Below are 14074 nucleotides of genomic sequence, written 5' to 3' on the forward strand. Positions count from 1 at the left end.
AAACCCTTGGATAAAAACTCCAGCGGTGGTTGGAATGGAGAGCCTCTTCCTTCTCGTCTTGGGGAACACAGAGATAAGCACCGTACCCGGAATAAGCGTCGCCGGGGCAACCCCTGAGCTGACGAAGCTCACACCGGTGGCCGATGCCGAGTACCTCTTCCACGAGAAGCCCCTGACCATAGACGTGATTCCCGTAACGCCCGAAGGTCACCCGACGCCGGCGATAATAACCAAGGCCGCGAGGGAGCTCGCGAACTTCCCCGTTCTGGTCGTGAGGGGCGGGACTTATCTTGCTCCCCTCGTCCCGCACGTGCACGTCAGCGATGCCATTGGGAGAGACTTCAGAAAGGGGCCGGCTTTACCCGAGTTCGGGGAGATAATAAAGCGCGCCAGGCTGTTCGGGGAGGAGCTCAACAAACTGCCGGTCAAAGAACTCGTCATCGGGGAATCAACGCCCGGTGGAACGACAACCGCTCAGGCTGTTCTGTGGGCACTCGGCTACGACGCGAAGACCAGTTCAGCCTCGCCTAACAACCCGCAGGATCTCAAGGAGAGGGTAATCGGCGAGGCCTTCGAGAGGGCCGGAATCGGGAAAGGTCAACTGAAGGACAACCCGCTTGAGGCCCTGAGGCAGTTCGGCGACCCCATGATGGCAACGGTGATAGGTTTAGCCCTCGGCTTCAGGAAGAGCGTCGTCTTAGCTGGAGGAACGCAGATGCTCGCCGTTGCAGCTCTGTTGAAGGCCCTCGGCGAGGATTTAAACAGGTTCATGATAGCGACCACCAAGTGGGTGGTCAATGACAGAAGCGCCACATTCCTAGAAACGGCGAAGGAAATCGGGATAATAACTTATTCCGCCGATCTCGACTTCTCCAAGAGCGAGTTCGAGGGCCTCAGGGACTACGAGAACGGCTACGTCAAGGAAGGCGTCGGCGCGGGAGGAGCGACGTGGCTGGCCGTTAAGGCCGGTTTCTCACCGGAAGAGGTGAGCGAAAAGGTCGAGGAGCTTTACAGGAGGCTCATGGAGATGAAGGCGTCTCCCTGATTATTTTTCCCTCGTTTTCTCCCACTTCCTCAGGCTCTCTTTCAGCGCATTTCTTACCGCCCTTCCGATGCTTATCCCCAGCTCCGTCGCGGTTCCTGCCCACTCATTTTCCCCTTCGAAAGCGAAGACGCCGATGCCGTCGCTCGTCGTCCCCGTCGCGTTGTAGCCAAGGCTAAGGAGAGTGTAGGTTTTTGCCTCGGTTGCCGTCATTATCGCGTTGGTCATAGCACCAACGGTTAGTCCCTCGTTTATCACGAGCGCGATGTTTATCGTCCCCGGCTTCCAGGGAGGCGGCACATCGCCTGCTATCGCCGGGTTGGTGATTCCAGCGGTGATGTAGGCCGTAACGCTCCCGCTCCTTGCGACCGCTAAAACCTTCGCTACGTCAGCGGCCGTCATGAAGCCAACGAAGTTCTCAAGGCCGTTCTCCCGCTCGAAGGCGAGGCAATCAGCCCTGTAGTCGCCGGAGTAGTTCTTGTGAACCATCATGAAGAAGAAGCCGTTGGCCCTCGTAAGGCCTCCCCTGTGGGGCGCGTTGCTGAGGGCGAGCATCGGCTCGTCGAACGGAAGGATAAAGTGTTTGAACCCCATGACTTTCTCCTTGGCTTCCCGAAATATAACCCTAGTGTTAAACGCTTCCGTTTGCTGAAAGGTTATTAAGTTCCGGGACGAGCTTACTCCGGTGGTAGCATGGGAACGGAGGAGCACAAGAGGAAGGCCCCAAAAAAGTTCCGCTTCGCGGTCATAACCGTTAGCGACACCGCGAGCAGGGGGGAGAAGGAGGACAAAAGCGGGAAGTTCCTCGTGGAGGAGCTTGAAAAGGCGGGGCACGAGAGGGTTCTCTACAGAATCGTGTCCGACGAGAAGATGGCTATAATAGGGGCCGTCGTTGAGGCCTTCGAGAAAGGTGCCGATGTGGTTGTCACCTCGGGCGGAACTGGAATCACGAGCAGGGACGTCACGATAGAGAGTTTAAGGCCCCTCTTCGACAAAGAGCTTACCGGCTTCGGTGAAATATTCAGGCTCCTCAGCTACGAGGATATAGGAACGGCCGCGGTTATGACGAGGGCGACAGCTGGAATAATCCGTAGCTCGGGGAGGGCAATGGCGGTCTTCTGCCTGCCGGGAAGCCTCGGAGCGGCTAAGACCGGAATAAAGATCATCCTCAACGAGGCCGGCCACGTGCTGAAGCACGGGAGGGAATGAGATGAGGGAATTCAAGCGCCTCACCCCCTACCGCGGGGCCCTGAAGCTTCTTCTCGACGATCTGAGCGAGATTCCGGAGGTGGAAGAGGTTCCGCTCGACGAGGCGCTCGGCAGGGTTCTGGCCGAGGACATTGTTTCACCGATAGACAGCCCCCCCTTCGACCGCTCCGCCGTGGACGGCTATGCCTTGCGCGCGGAGGACACATTCCAGGCTAGGGAATACAGGCCCGTTGAGCTTAAAGTTATTGATGAGATAGTCGCCGGGGAGGAGAGTGTGGCAAGGGTAGAACCCGGAACGGCCGTGAAGCTCATGACCGGCTCGAAGATGCCGGAAGGGGCCAACGCAGTTCTCATGCAGGAGATGGCCGAGCACGAAGGCGACACCATAAGGGTTCTCCGCCCTGTTGCGCCGGGCCAGAACGTGGCCTTTGCCGGCGAGGACGTGAAGAAGGGCGAGGTGATCCTGCGGAAGGGGCAGATTCTAAGACCACAGGATCTGGCCCTCCTCAAGAGCATAGGGTTCAAAACGGTCAAAGTCAAGAGAAAGCCCCGCGTCGGGATAGTAGTTACGGGCGACGAGCTGATCGAAGATTTCGACGAGGAAGCGCTAAAGGGGGGCAAAATCATCGAAAGCAACTCGGTGATGCTGAAGGGTCTAGTCAGCCAGTACTTCGGCGAGCCCGTTTTCTACGGCGTCGTCCCCGACAACGAGGAAGCTATAAGGGGCGCGATAGAGAGAGCCAAGAAAGAGAACGACCTCGTCCTCGTCACCGGGGGTTCCGCCTTCGGCGATAAGGACTTCGCCCACAAGTTCGTTAAGCTCCTCTTCCACGGGACGACGATAAAGCCCGGCCGGCCAATAGGCTACGGCGAGAGGGTCTTCATAATGAGCGGTTATCCAGTGGCTGTCTTCGCTCAATTCCACCTCTACGTCAAGCACGCCCTGGCAAAGCTCGTCGGTGCTAAGAACTACGAGGTTCGTGTCAGGGCGACGCTCACCGAGCGCGTTCCCAGCCAGCTCGGGAGGCACGAGTTCGTGAAGGTCTGGTACGAGGACGGAAAGGCGAGGCCAATTAAGAAGAAGGGAAGCGGGATAATAAGCTCGCTCGTGGAGAGCAACGGTTACATCGAGGTTCCCGAGGACAGCGAGGGGCATCTTGAGGAGGAAACGGTTTACGTAACTCTGTACTGACTAAGCCTCTTGGAGAAACGATTCGAGCTTAATGAACTTCAAAATGGCACGGACATCCTCCGGGAGGTCATTAAGCTTCCTGGGGTCACCCAGCATCTCAAATACCTCAATCAGCTCGGTCGTTTTTCTTTCCTTCCTCTTCTTGGGAGGATACCCCTGCCACGGGGGATAATACTTCAAAAGAATTTCCCACTTGTTTCTGCCTGCAATTCTCATAGTCTTCTCCGTGTGTCTTTTCCCCCAGCACTTAATAAACTTTTTCAGCACATCAGGGAACATCGTCGAAGATGTTTCGACGAAGCGTCTATGGCCCGCCCGTAACACCCACCCCCATCGGTGCCGAACGGCGAACTCGGGCGGGTTAACCCAGGCGGGCCTGATTGTGCTCGGCCTGGGTTTCCCGCGGTCATCGCGCTCCGTAACGCGGAAGGCCCTCCCGCGGGGACCTCGCTGAGGCCGAGCTGTAGCCCCCGCATCGCCCCCCGGTTCATTCTCCCCGGGGTCCTCGCGCAGGGGCGTTATAAGGTTAAGAGAAAAGGTATATAAAGCTGTCTCACCCCATGAGCTTCCTGAGCTGGGCGTAGAGTCTGTTCTCAAGGCTCTCCTTCTCGATGACGAGTATCAGGGTACCCTTGTTGATTATCACAAAGTCCCTGAGCTTCGACAGGAACTTCATGAGGCTCTCCCATGAGTTGTAGACTGTAAGGTACTCAAGGCAGTCGATGACTATTATCCCATGACCACCCATTTTGGCAAACTCCTCTAGGTACTTGTACGAGAGCTCGGTCATCCTGGCGAGATTAGTCGGATTTATTGTGTTCTTGAACCTCCCCTGGAAGGGTATCGTCGTGACAAAGTAGTACTGCCATCCCTCCGGAACCTGGGTAACGTCCCTGACGAAGGCCAGAACCGGTCTGTCTTTGAGCTTCTCCTTGAGCTTCTGATACTCTTTTCCGTTGACTATAACAACCCCTGGCTTCAGGTCAACAGGTGCTGCAGTTCTCCCCCTCCTCGGTGTAAATGACTCAGAGGATGTGAGTTTTACCATGGCCACTACCATGCTGACTATCAGTATTGTGGAGAGCGTAAAACCAACGGCCTTATACCACTCCTCAATACCAAAGAGTGCAGCAGGAATCAGGTGCAGTCCAAAGAGAATTATGCTGATGTAGAGGTATTTGACCGCGCTCTTGTAAATTTCCTCGGTCTCCTTAAGAAGGAGTCCCCCCGCTATGACAAACACACCAGTTATGCCGAGGGTGGCGGCACTCGTTATTGTCCATACAGCGTCCCCGGTGTAAAGGTAAACCCCTACCATATATATCATGAATGCTACTGGCATTATCGCCAGCGCGCTCAGGGTTCTGTACCTAACGGCAATGGATTCTTCCTCCAAGAACTTCACTGCACCGTAGAATATTAAGCCGGAGAACGCGGGCAGTAGAAGAACACCCATCAGCTGTGCGGTGGGGTTCGCAATGGTTGTTAAAAGAATAGCCAGGAAATCGAAGATCCACGCCAACGAGAAGGCCAGGGCTGATTTTCTCCGGTTACGGAGGTATATACGGAATATCCATCCCGCGGCCACTAAGTCCGCAATCAGGACCATCACGGCCTCGACAAACACCAACGCATGGATGCCATCCAATACATCTCACCTCACTTTCCTTTCGGGGTCTCCGAATCCATCCCATTTAAACGGCCCATATGGGGGGGTTCTGAATGCCGTTTCGTCCTCAAATTTGACGACCAAAACTTCTGGTCTAGCTATCAACATGGCCACCCTTCCACGCTCGGAGCGCTTCACTATTCTATACCTGCCCTCCTCTTTCTTCATGGGGAACACTACTGTGAACGGATAGTTAGGGTAGTACCAGAACTCCCTGCCCCGGTGTATACCCATCAGGTCGCCAATGAGATAATACCCATAAAGGGGTATAAGCTTTGCGCCCTTGAATTTAGCACCGAGTTCCTCGAAGAATTCATGGTTTATGCCCACGCCGCTTATTATCGCCGTCTCAATTTCCTCGCTGTACGGTTCAAAAAGTGCCATCAACGGAGGCGCCGACCGTACGGTGTTTATGGAATCGCGCTCCATAACTCGGTGGGTGTATCTGACCAGCGGATCCAGCATCCTCAAAACCGCGGGTAAGCCCTGGGTTTCGTAGACCTTTTTCAGTCCATCTGTCTCCATGCCTATGAAATACAGCAAACCTCCGTAGCTCCACACCAGCTCGCTTATCTCTTCCTGAAACCATCCGTAGGGACCGTGGGCGATAGTTCTCATCCGGTGATCCTCACCGTAGGTCTTGTCAAGAGCGTAAATTTCGTCGAGGGAGGTTCTCAGATACCTGTGGACAGCAAAAAGGTACTCCCTGTCCCAGTGCCCAATGGCCCGCTCCCTCGTGGTTCCGGAGGATTGATAGAACCTTATCCTCCCGGTGTAGCCCTCGGGAACGAATTCCACCCAGTTGTGTCTGAGGTATTCCTCATCCACGGCAAGCCCGGAGTTAAAAATGTTCTCGAAAATTTCCTCCAGCGTCCCCTGGAATATTGAATCCAAGTCCGGTCGAAGCTCGGTGGAAATTCTCCTCCAGTAAGGGGTGGTTTGAAAATGAAACTCAAAAACCTCTCTGAGGTACTCCTTCATATCGGAACCATCTATTTTCAACGGATTCTTGTAGAGGTTATCCAATATTTCCCGATAGTTCATGGGGGTAATTTAACAGGAACTGTATAAAAACCTTTCTTGTTGGAATCTATCCATATTTGGTTGGACAAACCCCAACAATTATATACCATTAGCGCGATTTATTGTTCCGGTGAGTGTACATGACTTTGATTGTTGGAAGGGTTGATAGGGAGGGGGTTGATGACTTTAGGTACACCCTCAGAAAAGCCTTAGAAACGACGAAGTTCTGGCAGGAGAAGTTCTCAGGTGTTGACCCCGATGGGCTGTCCCTCGATGAGCTAGCTAATCTTGCCGATACCGTAAAGATAACCCCGCACGACCTCTATGCCATCGATAAGGTATGGCCCGACTACATACAAGAAACGCGGGTATTCTACACAGTCATGAGAACGAGCGGTACGACTGGACAACCCAAAAGGATTCCATACACTCGCGACGACCGTTTCAGAACGGCCCGACAGGTCGAACCGTGGATCCGAGAGTACATGGACAAAGGGGACAGGATAGCCTCGTTCTTCCCACCACTGCCCTCCTCATCGGGTATGTTTGCCTTCGGAAGCTTTGAGGCGCTCAACGCCAAGTCTGCATACTATCAGATACCAATCCAGTATCTCCTTGACAAGGACATGCTCCTCAAAGAGCTGAGCTACATAAAGCCCACAGCCCTTTTCTGCCTGACCGCCACGGCCTACAACCTGGGCCTCGTTCTCCCCGAGTCCATAAAGGAGGACATCCAGACCATAGTCGTCGGGGGCGAAACACTAACCCCTGAACTCGCGAGGGCTACCCTTGAACTGTTCGAGAACGCAGTGATAATAGACAACTTCGGCTCGACGGAGGATGCCATAACGGGCTACCGCGTCATTACTCGGAAGAAAGCAACGAAGTTCAACTTCGAGGAATCAATAGTCGTCCTCAAGGACAACGGGGACGGCTACGATGACTACAAGCGCATTTACATAACCAAAGTCATGAGAGAGGGAGAGCTTACCGGTCTGCCCCTCTTTAACTATGACATCGGCGACCTTGCAAGGATTGAAAACGGAGAAGTCAGGAACATAATCCGCATCAAGGACGTTGTAACGCTAGCCGGAGCCAAACTCCACATCGATCAAGTGATGGAGATAGTTTACGACCACCCGGCACTCCTTGACTTCGTGATAATTTACTACCCACTCTCACCGGAGAATCCCAAACCGAAAGCAATACTGCGCGTCGCTTACAGTGGAGAAAAGCCGGCGGGAATAGAGGATGAGGTCAGGGAGCTCATCTACGAGGCGAACAACCCCGTTCGCTATGAGGTGGAGGAGTCCAAGCAGGCCGAGTTGATTATCGAGGCTGTGCCGCTTGAGAAGCTCAGGGCAGACCTTCCAAAGAAGCTCGGGAAAACGAAGAGGATATACATCGTTGGCAAGGATCTCTGATTCCGCCCTCTTTTCCCTTCCAATTTTGTCATAACGCCGAAAATTTATATAAGGCTCTTCTCAAAATTCCAGCGGTGGTGTCAATGGATGGAAAGATTATTCACGACGGCATACACGGTAGCATGAAGCTTACCGGTATTATCCTCGACCTCGTTAAAACCCCCGAGTTTCAGAGGCTCAGGAACATAAGACAGCTCGGCCTGGCCTACCTTGTCTATCCCGGTGCCAACCACAGCCGCTTTGAGCATTCGCTCGGTGCATGGCATCTCGCCAAGAGGCTCTCGCAGGAAGTCGGCCTGGACGAAAACGAGAGCATGCTCCTGCAGGTCGGGGCGCTGCTTCACGACATCGGTCACGGACCCTTCAGCCACACATTTGAGAGCATATACAAGCACTACGTCAAGGAGCACGACCACATGCACCTGGGCCAGGATATGGTGCTGGGAAAGGTGAACATAACCGAGAGCGAGAACGGAGGAAGGATTCCGGAGATAATCGAGACCTACGGCTACGATTTCACACCCAAGGACGTTGCCAACCTCATACGCGGGAAGCACGAAACCCACTACCTCGGTCACATGCTGCACGGCGACGTTGACGTTGACCAGCTCGACTACCTCGTGAGGGATGCCCACTACACCGGCGTTGCCCACGGCATAATAGACCTTGAGAGACTGCTGAAGGTGCTCAGGATTCACGATGGCGAACTCGTCGTCGATGAGAAGGGCATAGAGGCCGTTGAGGGCATGATGGTGGCCCGCTCGCTGATGTACTCCAGGGTTTACTTCCACCACACGGTCAAGATAGCCGAGGGCATGCTCACGAGGGCCCTTGAATTCGCCCTGGAGGAGGGCTACCTCTGGGACTTCTGGCGCATGACCGACTGCAGGGTTCTGGTTGAGCTGGAGGACCTCGAAGGCTTCCCTGCGGAGATGGTGAGGCGCATAAAGTACCGCGAGCTTTACAAGGCTGCCGTTTTGGCAAGCGCGGAGGAGCTGACAGGCGAGGAGAAGAGGGAGCTCCTGGCTGCATATAGAAATGTGAAACGCAGACAGGAGATAGAGAGAACCCTCGCGGACATGGTCGGCGCGAAGGAGGGGGAGATTATTCTGGAGTTCAGCATAGCGGACCTCATGCTCAGCGAGCCAAGGCTCAAGGCAACGGAGATAAACGTCCTCCTGAGCAACGGAGAGCTCCAGCCTCTGACCAAGGTAACACCGCTCGCCAACGCTCTCAAGAGACGGCAAACGCCGCGCTGGGCAGTCCTCATAGCCGCGCCCAGAGAATATGTCCCGAAGGTGCGGGAGGTCTGGAGAAAAGTTCTCTTCAACTGAACAGCTGCTTCTTTATCTCCTTCTTGAGCTCCTCTATCATCTCTATGAGTTCATCGGCGTCCCGGACTTCCTTGAGACTTTCCTTCGGTATCAGGGGAACCTCCCCGACCACCTCGGTCCTGGTCTTCTCAAGAATGAAAACGCCGTCGCTGTTGATTATCCTGCTGACCTCAGTCACCATCTCGGCCCTCCTGACCGTTGAACGGGTTTTCGTCTCGTCTATTCCGGTGAGAATGTTGAACTCGCCCTCCTTGGACACGGCGTTGAAGGGCGCCTTCTTGACCTTCACGACTCCGAGGCCAAGTCCCTTGAGGCGCTCAAAAATTTCCTTTTCGAGGGGACTCTCTGGGGTCACGTCGAGGTTCGCCTCGACCGTCGAGTGGAGTATATCAATCGGCTCGGCCAGGGGCTCGTCGAACAGCTCCTCAAGCCGTATCGCGACCTCAAGAGATACAGCCTGCTCCCCGCGCTCGTAGTTTATCAGGCTCTTGCGCGAGACCCCCAGGAGCTGGGCAAGCTCGTTCACGGAGTAACCGTACTTCTCCCTCAACCGCCTCAAGAGACCGCCGTTTATCCTCACGTAGAAGCCGCCGCGTTCGGCAAATATCGCCGGCAACTCGTTCTCGACGAGGACGTCGTAGAGCGTCTCGGGCCTCAGGGCGTAAATGCCGAATCTCTCGTAAACGACACCCTCCTCAAGCTCGGCGTTCTTCGTCTTGAGCCCGACTATCAGCGGTGACGCCTTGAAGAACTTGGACAGGCGCTTAAGGTCCTCGGCCTGCTCCTCGGTAACGGTGTCTATGTTGGTGGCAACTTTGACGAAGAGCAGGAGGAGTAACCTGCTCGCCACTATGTCGAAGCACGAGCCCTTGAAGTCCATCCGTGCCGTTTTATAGCCCGTGCCCCTGAGTATCGCCTCGACGGTTCTTATGAGCCTCTCCCTGTCCATCATTTTTAAATACGCAAAGGACTTAATAAAGTTAAGGTGTTCGCATGAGACCGATAATACTCCGAGGCAATCTTGTTTCCCTCAGCATGCTCCTCCGCGAGGATCTAAAACACGTGTGGCTATGGTACAACGACCGCGATGTGAGAAAATACCTCTCCTTCCCGGAGGAGATATTCTTCTACGAGGACGAGCTGGAATGGTACGAGGCTCTCCGGAGAGAGAAGAAGCACGAGAAGGTCTTCGCAATCCTGGAAAATTCCTCGCGCTCCCTCGTCGGACTCGTTGGCCTTCACAGGATAGACCACCACAACGGTCGTGCCGAGCTGGGCTACTTTCTGGCCAAGGAGCACTGGGGGCACGGCTACGCGAGCGAAGCAGTCAAGCTCGCTCTCAAATACGCCTTTGAGTGGCTCAACCTGCGGAAGGTCTACGCCCACGTCTTCGAGACAAACATCGCATCGATAAGGGTTCTTGAGAAGAACGGCTTTCAACTCGCCGGCCGCTGGAGGAAGCACCAATACGTCCCCGGAGAAGGCTTCGTTGATGTGCTCTGCTACGAGAGGTTCAGGGAATGAACGTTGCCGTTTGCTTTTTAAACCCCCATCTCGTTTCTTCACCCATGCTCCTCCATATCGGAATCGACGACACCGACTCACCCAACGGCATGTGCACCACCTACCTCGGTGCCCTCCTCTACCGCGAGCTGTCCCGCTTAGCGGAGCCTATGGACCTGCCGAGGCTCATCAGGCTCAACCCGAACATACCCTACAAAACCCGCGGTAACGGAGCGGTCTCGATGACTTTTAAGGTCGAGGAAGAGCTGATCTCGGAGATCAAAAACACTGTCCTCTTCTACGTGAACCAGCTCGCAGATTTTACCCACGAGAACACCAACCCCGGCGTCGTCTTCTTCGAAGGGGCTATTCCGGAGGAACTCCGTGAGTTCTCGCTCAGGGCCCTGAGGGAGCACGTCACCATCGAGGAAGCTGAAAGGGTCGCGGGGAAAGTCGGGGCCGAGTACTTCAAGTTCAAGCTCGGGAGGGGTATAATCGGCGCGCTCGCTTCAATCGGCTACCCGCTCAAACGCTTCACCTACGAACTGCTGGCTTATCGCGAAAGGGAAAACTGGGGAAGGCCGAGAAGGGTCGATTCGGAGAGCGTTTTCATGGCAGACCGCTGGAGCTACCCCTTCACCTACGACAACGTTGATCCATACAAAAAGACCGTCCTCATAACACCCCACGGCAAGGATCCCGTCCTCGTTGGAATCCGCGGGATCGACGCGGGGAAGGTTCTCCAGACCTTTGAGATGGTTCGCTTTGAGGAGCCCGTGACATTTTACCAGCTCTACAAGACGAACCAGAACACCGACGACCACCTTACATACAAAAAAATCGGCGAGCTGAAGCTCTACGACAGCGCAGTTGTGAGGGGTAAAGTGGCTGGTCCCTGCTGGGAGCGCGGGAGGCACGTATTCTTTGAGCTGGAGGACGAGACGGGAAGAATCCGCGTTGCCGCCTTCGAACCGACGAAGAAGTTCAGGAACTACGTGAGAAAGCTCCTACCGGGCGATGAAATAATCGCCGCAGGTGGAGTGAAGGAGCACGAAGGAGTGCTGACGCTCAACCTCGAAAAGTTCTACCCGGTGAAGCTCGTCCCCAAAGTAGAATATCAGAAGCCGAAGTGTCCACGTTGCGGTGGGACGATGAAGAGCAAGGGCGACTACCTCAAGTGCAAGCGCTGTGGCTATAGAATGCCGAAAAAGCTCATTCCAGTTGAGGTCCCGCGCGGGCTGGAGAGGAAGATCTATGAGGTTCCTCCAGATGCCAGAAAGCACCTGTCGAGGCCCCTCGTCCTTCCGGGCGGGGAGGAGAGGATTCTTGAGCTTGTGTAGCCTGGAGGATTAGTACACCAGACCAAACAGGAATAGAGGAACCCTTCCTTTTCCGGTGATAAGGCCATCAACCGCTATATAGTCGGGCCTCTGATAACGGCCCTTGGATTCGCCGCCGACTTCTATGACCCATTCCCCAACCTTAAAATCTGCCGTTTTCTCGCCTCTCCTGCCCTTCAGGTAGCAGGGGCCAAAGTTTTTCAGGTGGTTTACAAAGAACTCCTCGCGCAGGGCACCCCTGTGGGTGTCAAAGCCTTTTCTGGCAAAGAACTCTCTCAGTGGAACCGTGAGGTATAGTTTAGGCTCCTTTCTCCCGCCCCTGCAGGGATGAAGGACAATCAAAAGCCCCGCCTTCGATAGGTCCCCCACGAGCCTTATTGCCATGTTCTTGGAAACTTCGAGGGCCCTGGCTATCCGCGAGTAATTGGCCTCGAATGGGGCGGATTTAGCGACGAGGTAGAGAAGCTTAAACGCATCGGTCTCGTACTTAACGCTGACCTCCCTCAGTGCGGAGAGGTCTTCGAGGATCACCTTCCTGATAGAGTTGTCGAGGGCATCGTAGAAGCCACTTCTCGGATAGAGTACTCCCCCCTCGCGCATGTATTCCCTCCAGAGGGGGTGGAGTTCAGCGTACATATTTGTCAGGTCAAACGATCTGGAAAGGACTTCTTCCAGAGGGTATCTGGGAACGTTGAAATTCCTCCTTATGTTGAGCCACTCCCGGAAGGAAGCCGGGGGGAGTTCCTTGAGGACGACCCTTCTTGACAGGTCTGCCCCGGAATGAATCAGGTCTATTGCTGATGAGCCCGAGAAGAACACCCTAACCTCGTGTTCATCGTAGAGCGTCTTTAAGTCCTCGGCCCACCCCGCTTTCCTGTGGATCTCATCGATGAAAATGTTTCTGTATCCCATCTCCGCGAGGGATTTAACAACCTCATACAGCGAGAAAGGCTTTATTGGAGTTGAGTCCGCGGAAAAATAGACACTGCTCTCGGTTTCGTTGGCGAGCTGAAGCAGAAGAACGGTCTTGCCCACGCCACGGATTCCTTTGATGCCAACGTAGTACTCCTCATCAATGGCCCTGAGCTCATCGAAGAGAAAGCGCTTTCTTGGGAACTTTCTCGCCCACGCCATTACCCGCCTGCTCGTGGCGATGAGGGATGTGAGGATTCTATCGTCCATGTTTTAACGTGGGAAGTTTTACTTATAAATCTTGTCCTCACACGAGGACGATATGCATGCATATCGTTTATGAAAAAGAACGAAATGTCAGCGCATCACCTTCCACACGAGCAACGGGAAGACGAGCGTGGCATCTGCCCAGATTTCGACGTAATCCGCTTTAGCCCTTATCTTGCCCCAGCTGACCCCTTCGCTCGGAGGTGCGCCGCTAAGCGAGCCGTCCCATGGGATAGCGGTTGTGATGTAGATGGCGTAGTCCGTTCCTCCCCTGAAGAGGTTGGCGTTGATAATCGCGTGCTTCGGCAGGGAACCACCCAGAATTATCGATGCCGTCTCCTTGGCAGTAACGGCCAAATTGTTGAGCTTGACTATGTCGTTGGCTATGTCTATGACAAGCTCTCTATCGTTTCTCTCCTCCTTGAAGAAGTAGAGCATGTCCCCTATCGAGCCGTCGGTAATGGCGGGGCAAAAGATGGGGACGTTTCTCTTGTAGGCCCAGTAAATAACGGAGCGCTCCTTCTCCTTCCCCAGCTTCTCGTCCATGTAGCGACCCATCTCGTGGATGAACTCGCTCGCCGTTAGCGGTTTGCCCCTCTCGCGCTCCATCTCAAGGACCCGCTCGAAGAAGGGAATCATGTACTTCTCGAACTCGATGTAGCGGTCGTTGGGCACGAAGATGTTGCCTATCCTGTTGATGCCCTTCTCGCGCATCTCCGCGTCGTTCACCTGCCAGTCACCGAGGATGAAGGGCTTAAGGGCCTTTATGAAGTCCTCCTCTATGCCACCGGCCGTGGTGACTATCACGTCCACCTTGCCCTCCTTGACGAGCCACGCGATCAGCTCCCTCAGCCCGGAGGAGATGATGTTGGAGGTGTAGCCGAGGAAAACTCTAACCTCCTCACCTTTAGCGCGCTTCTCCTCGACCTTACGCCATATCTCTACCGCCCTTCCGAGGTGCGTCGCCTGAAAGCCTATGCGCTCGTAATAGTCCAGAACCTCCTCAAGGCTCGAAACCTCATCAAGCCAGGGCCCCTCGATTGGAAGGCCCTCAACCTCTTCGCTCTCCTTGAGGACTATATCCTTCGGCTCGGTCATGGTTTCGGGTTCGAGGGTGGACGTATAAAGTTTTGGGAAAGCGTTTTATTCTCCAGCCCCA

Annotated in this window: 14 protein-coding genes; 7 read left to right on the forward strand and 7 right to left on the reverse strand. The window is 54.6% G+C overall.

All coding sequences use genetic code 11. The annotated features are described in order from the left end of the window. Window positions 1–34: 34 nt before the first annotated feature. Window positions 35–1045 carry a nicotinate mononucleotide-dependent phosphoribosyltransferase CobT gene (gene cobT, locus E3E37_RS03565; RefSeq protein ID WP_167715384.1) on the forward strand — a complete coding sequence of 337 codons (1011 nt, stop codon included), beginning with the start codon at window positions 35–37 and terminating at the stop codon, window positions 1043–1045. Here cobT and E3E37_RS03570 read toward each other — a convergent pair whose 3' ends face one another. Next, on the reverse strand, window positions 1046–1636 hold the full coding sequence (locus tag E3E37_RS03570) for an adenosylcobinamide amidohydrolase (protein WP_167714877.1): 591 nt from the start codon (window positions 1634–1636) through the stop codon (window positions 1046–1048). It lies immediately after the preceding gene. A gap of 99 nt (window positions 1637–1735) precedes the next feature. On the opposite strand from E3E37_RS03570, the gene E3E37_RS03575 reads away from it, so the two are divergent. Next, window positions 1736–2251 carry a molybdenum cofactor biosynthesis protein B gene (locus tag E3E37_RS03575; RefSeq protein WP_167714879.1) on the forward strand — a complete coding sequence of 172 codons (516 nt, stop codon included), beginning with the start codon at window positions 1736–1738 and terminating at the stop codon, window positions 2249–2251. 1 nt (window position 2252) lies between these two features. Then, entirely contained in the window at window positions 2253–3443 is a 1191-nt protein-coding gene (gene glp / locus E3E37_RS03580) for a gephyrin-like molybdotransferase Glp (RefSeq protein WP_167714881.1), read from the forward strand. On the opposite strand, the gene E3E37_RS03585 is transcribed toward glp, so the two are convergent. From E3E37_RS03585 to E3E37_RS03595, 3 genes are all read right to left on the reverse strand, one after another. Then, window positions 3444–3659 carry a hypothetical protein gene (locus E3E37_RS03585; RefSeq protein ID WP_088864634.1) on the reverse strand — a complete coding sequence of 72 codons (216 nt, stop codon included), beginning with the start codon at window positions 3657–3659 and terminating at the stop codon, window positions 3444–3446. It abuts the gene before it with no gap. 337 nt (window positions 3660–3996) lie between these two features. Beyond that, window positions 3997–5091: a DUF835 domain-containing protein gene (locus E3E37_RS03590; protein WP_167714883.1), complete on the reverse strand. Its 1095-nt coding sequence runs from the start codon at window positions 5089–5091 to the stop codon at window positions 3997–3999. A 6-nt stretch (window positions 5092–5097) separates the two neighbouring features. Then, a complete protein-coding gene (locus tag E3E37_RS03595) occupies window positions 5098–6156 on the reverse strand; it encodes a hypothetical protein (RefSeq protein WP_088864636.1) in 1059 nt (352 codons plus the stop codon). 119 nt (window positions 6157–6275) lie between these two features. Here E3E37_RS03595 and E3E37_RS03600 point away from each other — a divergent pair, with 119 nt between their 5' ends. Both E3E37_RS03600 and E3E37_RS03605 read left to right on the forward strand, forming a co-directional pair. Further along, window positions 6276–7559, forward strand: coding sequence for a phenylacetate--CoA ligase family protein (locus E3E37_RS03600; RefSeq protein WP_167714885.1), 1284 nt, complete (start codon window positions 6276–6278; stop codon window positions 7557–7559). 83 nt (window positions 7560–7642) lie between these two features. Continuing rightward, window positions 7643–8893: an HD domain-containing protein gene (locus E3E37_RS03605; protein ID WP_167715386.1), complete on the forward strand. Its 1251-nt coding sequence runs from the start codon at window positions 7643–7645 to the stop codon at window positions 8891–8893. Here E3E37_RS03605 and E3E37_RS03610 read toward each other — a convergent pair. Next, window positions 8886–9842 carry a transcriptional regulator gene (locus tag E3E37_RS03610; protein ID WP_167714887.1) on the reverse strand — a complete coding sequence of 319 codons (957 nt, stop codon included), beginning with the start codon at window positions 9840–9842 and terminating at the stop codon, window positions 8886–8888. The genes E3E37_RS03605 and E3E37_RS03610 overlap by 8 nt on opposite strands. A 44-nt stretch (window positions 9843–9886) precedes the next feature. Here E3E37_RS03610 and E3E37_RS03615 point away from each other — a divergent pair, with 44 nt between their 5' ends. Together E3E37_RS03615 and tiaS are read left to right on the forward strand one after the other, a co-directional pair. Beyond that, the gene (locus E3E37_RS03615; protein ID WP_167714889.1) at window positions 9887–10417 is read left to right on the forward strand and encodes a GNAT family N-acetyltransferase; all 531 of its coding nucleotides are present in this window, start codon (window positions 9887–9889) and stop codon (window positions 10415–10417) included. Window positions 10418–10461: 44 nt separating this feature from the next. After that, window positions 10462–11736 (forward strand): tRNA(Ile2) 2-agmatinylcytidine synthetase TiaS, encoded by a 1275-nt coding sequence (gene tiaS, locus E3E37_RS03620; protein WP_167714891.1) that lies wholly within the window; start codon window positions 10462–10464, stop codon window positions 11734–11736. Between the two features lie 9 nt (window positions 11737–11745). Here the strand turns inward: tiaS and E3E37_RS03625 are convergent, their stop codons facing one another. Continuing rightward, complete coding sequence (locus E3E37_RS03625) at window positions 11746–12918, reverse strand: ATP-binding protein (RefSeq protein WP_167714893.1); 1173 nt, start codon at window positions 12916–12918, stop codon at window positions 11746–11748. 87 nt (window positions 12919–13005) lie between these two features. Beyond that, the gene (locus E3E37_RS03630) at window positions 13006–14013 is read right to left on the reverse strand and encodes a deoxyhypusine synthase (protein ID WP_167714895.1); all 1008 of its coding nucleotides are present in this window, start codon (window positions 14011–14013) and stop codon (window positions 13006–13008) included. Window positions 14014–14074: the final 61 nt, after the last annotated feature.

The sequence above is a fragment of the Thermococcus sp. ES12 genome, assembly GCF_012027515.1.
In the GTDB taxonomy this organism is placed as follows: domain Archaea; phylum Methanobacteriota_B; class Thermococci; order Thermococcales; family Thermococcaceae; genus Thermococcus; species Thermococcus barossii.